Here is a 13085-nt window from a genome sequence, read left to right as displayed (position 1 = left end):
TTATGGTTTACAGCCAGAGAACATGCCTGGCTGAGGTATAAAAAATTGGCGATGTGAACGCCGATCCCAACGGTACTTCTGGAACCGTTAGAAAAGCTATGAAGAACGTAGTAGTTTGAGTAAGTCCGTTTGACTGGACGGTGGCTGCCAAATGCGGCAAGCTCAAATTTTTATGAGATGGGAGCAGGTCCCTGCTGAACTAATTGATGGCAAGTTATAACTAAATGCATTGCCTGCAAATTTTTGTGCTATTTTTTAGAAAATCCCAAGCTTGTAGGTCGATAATCTAGTAAAAAAAGCTAAGTCTAAATGAAAAATATTTCTATCTCTCGTTTAGACTTAGCTTCTAAAAAAGTAATTGTTCTCAAACTGTTTTCCGCCGAAGAATTTTTTACCGTCAGAACTCCGCACTCTTCGGATACCTCGGAAAGGGGATCACGTCGCGGATGTTACTCATGCCCGTAACGAACAGCACCAAACGTTCAAATCCAAGTCCAAATCCGGAGTGTGGCGCGGTTCCGAATTTACGGGTTTCCAGATACCACCAAAGGTTTTGCGGATCAATGCCCACTTCGTGCACGCGGCCCAAAAGTTTTTCATAATCCTCCTCGCGCTGACTTCCGCCAATGATTTCGCCAATGCCCGGGAAAAGTACGTCCATAGCGCGGACCGTTTTTCCATCGTCATCCAGCTTCATATAAAACGATTTGATCTCTTTTGGATAGTTCGTCAGGATTACCGGCTTTTTGAAATGCTTTTCAACCAGATATCTTTCGTGTTCGCTCGAAAGATCGATTCCCCAGCCAACCGGATATTGGAATTTCTTCTCTTTATGTGGTTTTGATTTTAACAAAATATCAATGGCCTCGGTATAAGTCAGACGTTCGAATGGATTGTCTACCACAAAACTCAATTTTTCCAGCAATGGGATCTGACGTTCGTTTTGCGGCTTGTTTTTTTCTTCTTCGGCCAACCTGTTTTGCAGAAAATTCAGATCGTCTTTGCAGTTATCTAATGCATACGTAATGACATTTTTTACAAAATCCTCAGCCAGGTCCATGTTGTCTTCCAGCTCATAAAAAGCCATTTCCGGCTCAATCATCCAGAATTCTGCCAAATGGCGGGTTGTATTCGAATTCTCCGCCCGGAACGTTGGCCCGAATGTATAGATTTTCGAAAGTGCCATCGCACCTAGCTCGCCTTCCAGCTGGCCGGAAACCGTAAGGTTAGCTTCGCGACCAAAAAAGTCTTCTTTGAAATTAATTGCGCCTTCTTCTGTTCTTGGTAATTTGTTCAGATCCAGCGTAGTTACCCGGAACATTTCGCCCGCACCTTCCGCATCCGACGCAGTAATTACCGGAGTATGCAGGTAGAAAAATCCATTGTCATTATAATACTTGTGAACCGCGAAAGCCAATGCGTGGCGAATGCGCAGAATGGCGCTGAATGTATTGGTACGCGGACGCAAATGCGCGATTTCACGCAGAAATTCGAGCGAGTGTTTTTTAGGCTGCAAGGGATAAACGTCCGGATCGGCTGTTCCATAAACCTGAATGTCGCTGATTTTCACTTCAACAGCTTGTCCCGATCCTAATGATTCGATCAGCTGGCCTTCTATTTTAAGGCATGAGCCTGTAGTTACCTGACCCAAAAGTTCATCTGAAAACTGTCCCGGTTCCGCGACTGCCTGTATATTATGGATGGTAGAACCGTCGTTTAGCGCAATGAAAATTGCATTTTTGCTTTCCCTTTTGGTCCTCACCCAGCCTTTTAAGGTTACGGATTGGCTTTCAGGAGAAGTTTGTAGAATGTCTTTGATTTGCAACGGTCCCATTTTTCAATTCAGTATTTTAATGTCAGCAAGGAGTTTCATCCGATTTTTCGAACGAGGCGCAAAATTACAAATTACCTCTGAAAACATACCCGGAAACGGCAACTTACTTTTCGACAGTCAACGGGCTTTGAGCACGCATGTTTTCCATTAAATTTGTTCCCATTATCTGTTAAAAGCCATTGATTTTGAATAACCGACTTGCTTTCATACTGTCCGTAGTTTTTCACCCGCTGATCATCACTACTTACCTTTTTGCATTACTATTCGGGTTATCGCCGGACCTGGTCGGGGTTAGTGCGTTTGAATTGCCTGCGCTGGGGAGCCTGTTGCTGCTATTGTTCCTGAACACATTCATTGCCCCGGCGATCATCATTTATTATTTCCGGAAAATGGGCGTCATCAGCAGCCTCCATGCCGATAGTGCCGACGAACGCCGGTTACCATATCTGGCCTGCATCGTTGTATATGCACTCGCCACGTATCTGTTTGGCTGGCAATTGCAGCCGATCGGCGAACTTGCCCCTCAGATTTCTGTTATCCTGGGAAGCGTTACCGTGTCACAGGTACTGGTGGCGATGATCAGCTATTTCTGGAAAATCAGCGCGCACGCAACCGGCATCGGAGGCGCTCTGGGCATCCTTTCGGGCTTGTTAATGCGATTTGACGAAACCGTTTTGCTATTTCCGATCGTGATCACCATTTTGGTTGCGGGCTGGGTAATGAGTGCCAGACTCCAGATGAATGCGCATAACCCGGCACAAATCCTGGGCGGGTTGTTTTGTGGGGTGCTGGTAAGTAGTATGACCATTTATTTCTTCTTTTGATGCAACAAACACGTCGGCATCATGTATCAAAACCTCATTTACGAAACTACCCGGGGAGTGGCCCGCATCACGCTCAACCGTCCGCAGGTTTACCATGCATTAAACCCGGAACTGATCGTCGAGATCACGCAGGCTGTACTGGTCGCGCATGCCGATGATACCGTTCGTGTGGTTGTAATTACAGGATCTGGCGACAAAGCATTCTGCTCGGGCGCCGATTTGAAGGAAGCACTTGAAAGCAAAAAAACGGCAGCTGAGACCCTGGAAGAATATTATGAGCCGATGATCAACGCGATCCGTGAGATTCCAAAACCTGTTATTTGCCGATTAAATGGACTTGCTGTCGGTGCAGGTTGCTCGCTGGCGCTGGCTTGTGATATGATCATTGCCAGCGAAGATGCGTACCTGAGTTTACTTTTTGTACAAATAGGCTTAATGCCCGATGCCGGAGCAACCTTTTTTCTGCCGAGAAGAGTCGGAATGGCCCTGGCATTTGAGCTCGCCTCCACCGGCCGGAAAGTTTTCGCTGCAGAAGCAATGCAAATGGGCTTGATAAACAAATCAGTCCCGGCCACGGAACTGGATAACGAGATAGACAAATTGGTTAACTACTACCAATCCGCCCCGACGTTGGCCATTGGTACGATGAAGAAGGTATTGAACCAATCTTTCCAGTCAGATCTGGCGAGAATGCAGGAATTTGAGCGTATCAATCAGGATATTTTGTTTGAAAGCGACGATGCGCGGGAAGGAATTTCATCTTTTTTACAAAAGAAAAAGCCTGATTTTCAGGGGAAATGAGGCAATTAGGCACATTTTATTAATTTTTTGCCAATTCAGTCTTGTGCCAACAAAGCTCTTTACCTATCTTTGCACTCCGATTACGGAAAGGTTGCGTAGCTCAATTGGATAGAGCACCTGACTACGGATCAGGAGGTTTGGGGTTCGAATCCCTACGTGACCACAACTAAGGCGCCTTTCGCAAGATTGGCGCTTTTTTTGTTCAATTTCAATACATATCTACTCACTTTAACTGAAGCAGCCTGGAACTTAGTGGAAGTAATAAGACGCTCAGGCTTTATCTTCGCAACTTTTTTGGGGTAATGTTTTACAACAAACATTATAATTATCTTCATTGTTAGTATTATTCAATACCCTAACATTTGAATGTATGAAATTAATTTTATGGCTGTCGATCATATGTGCAGCGGTGCTAATTACCTATCCCATTTATCATTATGCTCAAACTTATGGCCTTTCTTTGCCCACCGACAGAGGTCATCTTGGAACGTTAGGCGATTTCATGAATGTTTGGGTAAGCGCAGCTAATCTACTGATATTGACCGCAGTGACGCTTTACATTTGGAAGCAGGGAGCAAAAGAAGACTTAGCTCGTGAGAGACCATTATTGATTCTTAAAGAAGGTTCCCTTAACAACGCTTGGGCTATACAAAACGTCGGTAAGGGAGCGGCGATCAATATTATAATGTCGTACAAAAAACCGGGCTCTCAAAAGTGGGAAATTCCTTTCATCAAACTTTTTTCATTAGCTGCGGGAGAGTCTTACGAGATTAAGAGCTTCTTCGAAGCTTCAAAAATAGGCCTTAAGTACACCGATATCTCGAAAAATGTTATTTCATCACTTACTGAATCCCACGACACTGAATTCCAAATAGGTACAAACATTTTTGGATCAGGAGTAAATCAATATGTCACAATGAGGGAGTGGGATAATGAGCCTCCAATACCTCCTTTTCGTGCTAGCTAGTAGACTCATACGGTAGATTTCAAATCGCCAATCAAATAACTCCTTGTTACAGAAACAGCTTCTTAATCCTCCGTTCCACCAATCGACTCTTCAAAATCCCATTAATAATCTGGTCGAAATGCCGGTCGCCCAATTGATCCTTGTACTTTATTTTCCCTTCCTCAAACATTTTCTTAAACTTGCTGAAGGGAATTGAAACTGGACTATTGCAATTAATGTAGGTATTCTTGCTAAATGGATTATCCGGCTCATTCTCGATAAAGACAATCGTGTCATAATCGAGGTTACGCTTTTTGACAAAATTCAATATTGTATCAAGCTTGGAAGTGCATACCGAAAACAACAGGATTTCTGTACCCTTGTCAAGCAATATATAATAATGCGGATCGGGATTGCCTTTGTAGTTAAGCGAAAAATAGAGGATACTTTTTTCCTTAAGTACCTGATAGAAGGCCTCAAAACTGACTTCCATCGGGGCAATTAAGCAGAGTATTCCAGGAAAATTTCTCTGGATTCATTTAGGAATTCTTCGCTGTCGTTGAACAGGCCAATCTTATCACTGACATTCACGAAGAAATCATCCATGATGATTTCATACCTGCCTTTTTCAGCATTTTCAAAATTTGCTTTGTAGCGAATCCATTCAGGAAAGTTGTGGGACAGTTCTGATAGAGCGAAATGATCGAAATGATTATACTTTTCCCAAATCAGAGCCATCACTTCTATATCTGTTTCAGAAAAAACATCCAAGTCGGCTTCCCCCGTAACTGAATAATTATATTGGCTGGATGTTAAATATTTAGCGCTGTTTTGGATTTCATCTTTGTCAAAGGAGACGCCGGAGCCTTTCAACAAATCAAATGTACAGGAAGCTACCGGGCCATTTTTCATTGCGAAATACTGGTCTCCTGTGATTGTCCGGCCATATTGCCTTAAATGATATCGATCAGAGAGCCAAATCAGTTTCAGCGCTTTCATTTTGTTCAGGCTGCCGCCACCAAGATTGCCGAAGCGAACAAGGGCTTGAAGTGCTTTATCAGTTCTAAATCTTTCCATAGCTGTGCCAGGTGGTATGTGTATAATGAGTGCAAAAGTAATAAATATGGACTTTAAAGTATACCCTACTTAGAGCCAATCAACCGCTCCAACCTCCCAACCATCTCATCCTTCTCCTTCAACATCCGCTCATACAAAGCAATCTTCTCCTCATGAAGTTGAATAATCTTTTCCATCGGATGTAGATTGAAGGTGCCAAAGTTGAAAGAGTTTTCAACTTTATCGAATGTGTTTGAGATAATGTTCACAGCTTGTTGCTCATCAAAATTCCGAATCGCCTCAGCCGGAATTTTAAGTATCGCCGAAACCTGTTCCAAAATGTCAGAATCGATCTTTTCCCTTTGTTCAAGAAGAGAAACCTTCTGCTGATTCCAGTCTTCGCCGAGCTCAAACGCAAGGAAATCCTGCTTGATTCCCAGCATTTCTCGGAAGCGTTTCAGGTTGCGGCCTTCGTGGATTTTGGGGTTCGAGGTAGTGGGTGTCATGCGGAGCGGTTTTGGTTAAAAAGGCAATTTATATAAATCCGGCGGGAAGTTTCCGGATAATTTACAGGCATTGCGATGTAAGTTACCGGGGCGGATGTAGTGTGGCGTAGACTTTTCCTTTTCGCTACTTCAGCTTTTTTCGCAACCAGGCTCTCACAGGTTCATCATACAATTTTAAACTCACGTAAGCCAGCACCATAGCACCCGAAAACGTGAGTAGTGCGTATGGCCAGGCCTGCCCTAATGTGATGCCTTTGTGATTGCTTACCCAGGCCACGTAAAAATAGACAAGCACATAATGCGTCATGTACAAAGGATAAGAAAGATCGCCGAGGAACTTGCAAATTTTTTCTTCCGCCTGACTACGCACCACACCACCGGCACCGATATAAATAATGAGTGGAAAGACGATGATGATGCAAAAAGCTTCGTACAAACCATTCATCCAAAGATGCTCCGCGCCGCCGATTCTTGGCATAACCAAAACAGCCGCAACCAACACGCTGCACCATAAGAAAGCATTTTTGATATGGACAGGCCGTGCTACCCGCGATAAAAGCAAACCGGCAAAAAATGGAAATATCGTGCGCGTGATCCCGACGCGCATGTGTTCGGCATTCAATGTCCAGCCGCCGGTAACGTCTCCGTTGGTGCTGGTCAAAGCCAAATGCAAAAGCACTGCGCCTGCCAATGCTACAAAAACTGCCAATGCCTTGTTTGATAATTTTCTTATACCCAGCGCATAGAGAATATTGGCGATATATTCGAAAAATAATGACCAGCCGACACTATTGAGCGGGTGCATTTCGAACCAGCCGCGTATATCCATTGAAAGTGGGACCGGCAGAAGCGTCCATCCGATCAGCATCACGACGATCAGCTTCCAAACAGGAACGGTATGAATGAGCGGCCATATCGCTGAATCGGTAAAGTAAAAGCCTATGGCGCCGAGCGTCATGCCCAATACAACGAGTGGTTGCAGCCGCTCGAACCGGCGCCGAAGAAAGCCGCCGATGGTCAATTTGTCCCATCTGTCGTCGTACGCATAACCAATTACAAAGCCGGATAACAGAAAGAAAAAATCAACTGCCAGATAACCGTGATTTACAACATTGGTAAGGCGGCTGCTGGCGAGCGGTTCGGTGAGGTGAAAGAACACCACGATAATGGCTGCCACGCCGCGAAGTCCATCTAAAATTTGATAATGCGGCTTTGTGCCAAGTTTGTTTTTGTTGTTCATTAACAGCAAAATAACAAACAATGGCTTAGGTAGGGAATAAATTGAATGTAATTATCTACTTCGCCTGCACCTGCGAAATGTTACTGGTATGGTAATAAGGCGAAAGGTGTTTATACATCGCTTTTCTGAAATCGTCGGCGGTACCGTTTTTCAGGACTTCGATCAGGTCATGATGGGTAACCGGATCAGGTATTTCAACGTGCATTCGAAATCGCTCAGAAAAAACATGGTTAAAAACCGGGATCAGTAAATTCTGGAAACGCGCAAAAGTATCATTACCAGCCATTTCATAGAGTTTTCCGTGAAAGGCCACTTCTTCCTCGATTGTCAGTGCCTCATTATTCTGCTGCCTGGCTACGATTTCTTCCAGTTCCTGAACCTGTGCTTTGGTTTTTCGGGCAAATAAAAACTCTGAAACGCCCATTTCCAGGATAAGCCGCATTTCAAATATATCCTTTAGATTGTCCTTGCTGAGAATCATTGGGTTAAGTACTTTCTCGATCCCTGCAAGCAGGTCGGGCTGCGCCATGACCATCCCTCTTCTCGGCCTCGCTTCAACCATCCCCAGCATCCGAAGTCTGCTGAGCGCCTCTCTGACTACATTCCGGCTCACATTCAGCTGAGTAGCCATGTCCATTTCGTTCGGAAGCGGGTCGCCCGGTTTGAACTTGTTGTCCTCAAAATATTGGCGAAGCGAGTTTTCAACTCTGTCGGTCATGGAGAGATTACTGACCGGAGTAAGCAATGTGGTGTTGGTTTTACGCATATGTGTATCAAGCCTTTTCGGCTGCCAAAGTTAGTGTTTTTCAACACTCGGTTTATTTTTTAAAGGGCACAAAAAAATAATATCACAAATCAACTTGCAATTAAATATTGCTATTATATTTGTCCTACAAATAAAAATAAGAATAAAATTTGGCAAAGCTTATATATAATGGACCTCCTAAATGGCAAAACAAACAAAAGTAAAAATGAAACACATGTACTTTCTAAATTGGAAGATTAATGTAATCCTTGTTTTTGCACTCTTTCTCAACATTGCAGCTTCCGCGCAAGAGCGTTTGATTCAGGGAAAGGTAACAGCGGCGACCGGTGAAATCGGGATTCCTGGCGTAACCGTGGTCGTAAAAGGGACGCAGGCAGGCAGTATCACGAATGCCGAAGGAGAGTATGAAATTAATGCGTCAGCCGGACAGGTGTTGATCTTTAGTTTTCTTGGATACAAATCCAAAGAAGTGACGGTAGGTTCAGAAACCAGGCTGAATGTCGTACTTGACGACGATGTAACCATGCTCAATGAGGTTGTGGCGGTCGGTTATGGGTCTCAATCGCGCCAAACGGTCACGACTTCTGTGGCCAAGCTGGATACGAAAGTTCTTAAAAATGTGGCGTTGTCAAACGCAGCGTCTTCTTTGCAGGGGACAATTTCCGGCCTTCGTGTCATCAATACTTCGGGCCAGCCCGGAAGTGCGCCAACGATCCTTCTCCGGGGAGGTGCTTCTATTAACAGCCCCGGCTCACCGCTTGTCGTGGTCGATGGGATTGTGCGTACATTCAATGACGTTAACCCGTCGGACATTGAATCCGTGGAGGTGCTTAAAGATGCGGCTTCAACTGCGATTTATGGGGCGAGGGCCAATAATGGGGTAATTCTCGTGACTACTAAAAAGGGGAAGGCGGGATTTTCGGAGATCCAGTATAAGGTACGGACTGGTATAAATTACCTCCGCACAGCCTATGACTATGTAGATGCACGGGACTTTTTATATTACAACCGACTTGGCGTGAGGCGGACCAATACGGCGCGCTCGCAAGGTGGTGTAGCACCGTTGGTTCCTGATAATCAGACTGGTTTTGGTACCAATTTGCCTAATATTTACTCCACCTTAAAAATTGGCAATGCGAACCGTGGGCAATTTCAGTCCCTTCTCGGACAGGGTTATGGCTGGCTGATCGATCCCTTCAATGATGTGGATACGTTGATGTACAAAGACTATGGCAATGAGCTGAGAGATGCGGCTTTCAAAAATCCGGCGATGACACAGGATCATTATCTGAGTTTTACCGGCGGAAACGAGAAGGCCAAATTTGCCTCCAGTGTGGGTTATTATAAAGAGGATGGCTTGGTTGTCGGCACCAAATACGAGCGTTTTTCGGGGTCATTAAGTGGATCTTATCTGATCAAACCCAATTTTGAGGTAACTTCTGCAGTAGCGTTTACCCTATCCAAATTACAGCCTATTTATCAGGAGCCGGCCAATATTTTTTACCGGGTGCAAAGTTTGTGGCCTACGTTCAAGCCGTTTGATGATAAAGGCAACCCGAACCCTAATAATGGCGTCGCAAATGGTAACCCTCTCTACTATTTGAATCAGTATGTGAGAAAGAACGAAGCTCGCAAAACGACACTCAACGTCGGGGCACGGTGGGAGATCATCAAGGATCTCGAATTGAGAGCTCAGGTGAACGTCTACTACACAGACGACCTCAATGAATCTTTTAATAAATCCATTCAGTACCAGACTACCACGGTTCCGGATGTGACGCGGGCGGCGTCTGCGAGATATCAGAGAATGTTACAACAGCAACATAACCTGACGCTTGGATATGTGAAAAATTTAAATGGGCATAATATCAGCCTGCTGGCGGGAGGTGAGTATTTCGACGTGTCTAACTTCGATTTTTCGGCAGGGGGAACCAAAGCAGCGACAGATTTTATATACACCCTGAATGCAGTTACTGAAAGAACGGCTACCAGCACAACATGGGCCCAGCAGCGGATATTATCAGGCTTTGGTCGTTTGAACTACGATTTTGATGGTAAATACCTGCTTTCTGCGGTAATGCGCTATGACGGTATTTCAAGATTGGCGAAAGGCAATCGCTGGGCTTCCTTTCCGGGAGTGTCTGTGGGCTGGAACATGCACCGCGAGGCGTTTTTCCAGGATCTTGGATTTGACCAATACATTTCCTCCTTTAAACCGAGAGCGAGCTACGGAGTGAATGGAAACGTTGCGGGTGTAGGAGAGTATGAAGTGCAGGGCGGCTACGGCATTCAAACGCTTTACGGCGCACAGGCCGGCTTCCTGAATACTGCAATGGTGAACACCAATCTTAGATGGGAGCGTTCGGCTTCTGTTAACCTGGGCGCTGATATCGGCATTCTCAAAAACAGGGCGACGATTTCGTTCGATTATTTTAATCGCACCACCAGCGACCTGCTGACCAACCTTAACCTACCAAGCTACACCGGTTTCAGCAGCATTCGTACCAATCTGGGTAGTCTCCGTAACCGTGGATTTGAATTGGATGTCAACGCGAACGTGCTTCGCCTGGCCAATGGCCTGACCTGGGATTTGGGCATAAACACCTCTTTCGTAAAAAACCGCATTTTGAAACTGCCTAACAATGGCAATGAACGTAACAGGCAAGGTGGTTACGAAGTGTATGATCCGGCGCAGGGTAAGAATGTATGGGTTGGAGGTATCCAGGAAGGCGGGACACTCGGCGATATGTTTGGCTTCAAGCAAGAACGCATCTTGCGCGACTGGGACGATGTAAACCAATCGGTACCTGGCCGCTACGATGCCATAGCTGAGTTATATGGGCCAAAAGCCTACGCTGATCTTGCCAACAAAACCGGAAAGTACCCGATTGAGCCTGGCGACGTATTGTGGGCGGACCTCGACAACAACGGCATTATCAACATGCTTGACCGCGTGAAAGTGGGAAATATGTTCCCGAAATGGACAGGAGGTATGACTTCTACGCTTTCCTATAAAAACGTCAGCCTGTCGGCCCGGTTCGATTATGCGCTTGGACATACGATCTACAACGATGTATACGCCCGTATTCTGGGTCAGATGCAGGGTACGTTCAATGTCATTACGGACGTGAAGAAAATGTGGAGCGAGGAAAATATGGATACCGATCTGCCTAAATTCTACTATGGCGATCAGGTGATCAAAAAGAACATTACCCGCTCCAACAACGCAGGCACTGCCGTAGATAACAACAGTTCCCGGTTCTATGAAAAAGGCGATTACCTCGCACTCAGAGAGCTTACACTGGCATATACACTTCCAAAAGCCTGGACTTCCAAGGTTAAAATGTCAAACGTCCGGGTTAATGTGACAGGGCAAAACCTGAGCTATTTCACCCGTTACACCGGGACGAGTCCCGAGCCGGGAGTCGTAGGAAACAGCCCGCAGATGGCAGGCCTGGATGCAGGGCGTTATCCTTTGCCGAGAACACTCCTTTTTGGTCTGGAAGTATCATTTTAAATGCAATCGAAGAATCATGAAAAAGATATCATTTCCTATTTTACTGAGCATTCTGCTGTCGCTGGCTACATCCTGCAGCAAAACCGAGCTTGATCTTTCACCCATCAGCAGCATTACGGACGATAATTTCTGGAAGTCACCGGAGCAATGGGAATCGTTTGTGATCGGTATACACTCCCGTTTGCGCATTCATACGTACAATTTATTTGTGCTCGGCGGCATGCGGGCCGATGAGTTTGGAGAAACTTCCTTTGGTGGAGAGTCAACCAATAACCGGGAGCGACTTTGGCTCAATACCATAAACATCAGCAATCCGGGCGTGAACGAGTACGGTGGTTTTTACAGCAACATTAACCAAATCAACCTGCTTATCGAGAAGACCGAACAAACCACTCTGTTGCCTGAGGCGAGCAAAGCATACTATCTTGGACAGGGTTATGGAATGCGGGCATTTTATTATTTTCATCTGCTGCGCACCTGGGGCGATGTAATTATTCACGAAACAGCAACTTCCACGTTTGATATCAGTACGCTGGCAAAAGCGGCGTCACCTGCCGCGGATGTAATGGCACTCATCAAGTCGGATCTGAGTAAATCAGAGGCTGCTTTCGGGACGAATTATACCATCAAACTGAATAAGGCTGTCTGGTCGAAAAGTGCTACGCTGATGCTCAAAGCAGAGACATATCTATGGTCTGCGAAACGGCTGAACGGCGGTGCCGCGGATGCTGCGATCGCCAAAAAAGCACTCACGGATATCCAGCAGAATGTACCGGCATTGGGACTGCTGCCGAACTTCAGGGATATTTTCGGCTATGCCAATAAAGGAAATAAGGAAATCATATTCGCTGTACGCAATGAGCTGAACGAATATGTTTTTATGGGGGGTGAGTTTGCACCTTTTTTACCTCAGATCAACTACATCGGGAATTATTATGACTCCCTGTCGAAAGCGAAAATTGATGTTCAGAAAGATCTGGTAGGCGGCACGGGCGGATTTCAGGCCCCGATCAAGAAAAGCACCTACAGAAGTTTCTCCAGCGAAGACTCGCGCAAATACGCGTCGATCCAGGGAGCTTTTTCACTGGTGAATGGGCAGTACGTTCTTGCTGGCTGCTACCTGGCCAAATATCAGGGAATTATCAATGCCGGCAGCCGCGTGATGGTGGACGACTATCCGATATACCGCTATGCGGACCTGCTGCTAATGCTCGCAGAAGCCAAAACGGTACTTGGAGAAGATCCGGCTACGGAAATTAACCTGGTGAGACAACGCGCCTATGGCAACAACTACAAGCCTGCCGTGCACGGTTTTCCGAATCAGCCCGGCGACAAGGTACTGCCGGAGATGATTTTGAAAGAAAGGTATTTCGAGTTTATCGGAGAAGGAAAGCGCTGGTATGACCTGTTGCGTTTTGGAAAAGAGTATGTATTTAAATACACAACGGTTACTGAGGAATACAAACTCCTGTGGCCGGTAGATCTCAACACGCTTACCAACAACAAAGCACTCAAGCAAACCCCCGGCTATCTTTAGTTAAATAAGACAACTCCGGTATCCAAATCCGGAGTTGTTGAAAAGATTTTTAAGACGC

The 13085-nt window shown here is 45.6% G+C and carries 11 protein-coding genes and 1 tRNA gene; 6 read left to right on the top strand and 6 right to left on the bottom strand.

The window, feature by feature from the left end; all coding sequences use genetic code 11:
• Positions 1–397: 397 nt before the first annotated feature.
• Positions 398–1834, bottom strand: a complete 1437-nt coding sequence (gene asnS / locus LZG72_RS05735; protein WP_233868678.1) for an asparagine--tRNA ligase — start codon at positions 1832–1834, stop codon at positions 398–400.
• A 185-nt stretch (positions 1835–2019) separates the two neighbouring features.
• On the opposite strand from asnS, the gene LZG72_RS05730 reads away from it, so the two are divergent.
• The 4 genes from LZG72_RS05730 to LZG72_RS05715 all read left to right on the top strand — a co-directional run bounded on the left by LZG72_RS05730 (position 2020) and on the right by LZG72_RS05715 (position 4426).
• Positions 2020–2658 carry a hypothetical protein gene (locus tag LZG72_RS05730; protein ID WP_233868676.1) on the top strand — a complete coding sequence of 213 codons (639 nt, stop codon included), beginning with the start codon at positions 2020–2022 and terminating at the stop codon, positions 2656–2658.
• A gap of 21 nt (positions 2659–2679) precedes the next feature.
• Positions 2680–3459 (top strand): enoyl-CoA hydratase/isomerase family protein, encoded by a 780-nt coding sequence (locus tag LZG72_RS05725; RefSeq protein WP_233868674.1) that lies wholly within the window; start codon positions 2680–2682, stop codon positions 3457–3459.
• Positions 3460–3548: 89 nt separating this feature from the next.
• Positions 3549–3622, top strand: a tRNA-Arg gene (locus LZG72_RS05720).
• A 207-nt stretch (positions 3623–3829) separates the two neighbouring features.
• Positions 3830–4426 (top strand): hypothetical protein, encoded by a 597-nt coding sequence (locus LZG72_RS05715; RefSeq protein WP_233868673.1) that lies wholly within the window; start codon positions 3830–3832, stop codon positions 4424–4426.
• A 46-nt stretch (positions 4427–4472) separates the two neighbouring features.
• Here the strand turns inward: LZG72_RS05715 and LZG72_RS05710 are convergent, their stop codons facing one another.
• The 5 genes from LZG72_RS05710 to LZG72_RS05690 all read right to left on the bottom strand — a co-directional run bounded on the left by LZG72_RS05710 (position 4473) and on the right by LZG72_RS05690 (position 7973).
• Positions 4473–4898: a hypothetical protein gene (locus LZG72_RS05710; protein WP_233868671.1), complete on the bottom strand. Its 426-nt coding sequence runs from the start codon at positions 4896–4898 to the stop codon at positions 4473–4475.
• A gap of 8 nt (positions 4899–4906) precedes the next feature.
• The gene (locus tag LZG72_RS05705; RefSeq protein ID WP_233868670.1) at positions 4907–5482 is read right to left on the bottom strand and encodes a Panacea domain-containing protein; all 576 of its coding nucleotides are present in this window, start codon (positions 5480–5482) and stop codon (positions 4907–4909) included.
• Between the two features lie 65 nt (positions 5483–5547).
• The gene (locus tag LZG72_RS05700) at positions 5548–5967 is read right to left on the bottom strand and encodes a helix-turn-helix transcriptional regulator (protein WP_233868668.1); all 420 of its coding nucleotides are present in this window, start codon (positions 5965–5967) and stop codon (positions 5548–5550) included.
• 124 nt (positions 5968–6091) lie between these two features.
• Positions 6092–7207, bottom strand: a complete 1116-nt coding sequence (locus LZG72_RS05695) for an acyltransferase (protein ID WP_233868667.1) — start codon at positions 7205–7207, stop codon at positions 6092–6094.
• 55 nt (positions 7208–7262) lie between these two features.
• Complete coding sequence (locus LZG72_RS05690) at positions 7263–7973, bottom strand: FadR/GntR family transcriptional regulator (RefSeq protein ID WP_233868664.1); 711 nt, start codon at positions 7971–7973, stop codon at positions 7263–7265.
• A 205-nt stretch (positions 7974–8178) separates the two neighbouring features.
• On the opposite strand from LZG72_RS05690, the gene LZG72_RS05685 reads away from it, so the two are divergent.
• Together LZG72_RS05685 and nanU are read left to right on the top strand one after the other, a co-directional pair.
• A complete protein-coding gene (locus LZG72_RS05685; RefSeq protein ID WP_233868661.1) occupies positions 8179–11490 on the top strand; it encodes a TonB-dependent receptor in 3312 nt (1103 codons plus the stop codon).
• Positions 11491–11506: 16 nt separating this feature from the next.
• Positions 11507–13027 (top strand): SusD family outer membrane lipoprotein NanU, encoded by a 1521-nt coding sequence (gene nanU / locus LZG72_RS05680; RefSeq protein ID WP_233868658.1) that lies wholly within the window; start codon positions 11507–11509, stop codon positions 13025–13027.
• Positions 13028–13085: the final 58 nt, after the last annotated feature.

Origin of the sequence: Dyadobacter sp. CY323 (assembly GCF_021390245.1) — a bacterium.
Taxonomy (GTDB): domain Bacteria; phylum Bacteroidota; class Bacteroidia; order Cytophagales; family Spirosomataceae; genus Dyadobacter.
The sequence above is the reverse complement of the archived record's forward strand: the minus strand, read 5'-3'. Positions and strand labels throughout refer to the sequence as shown.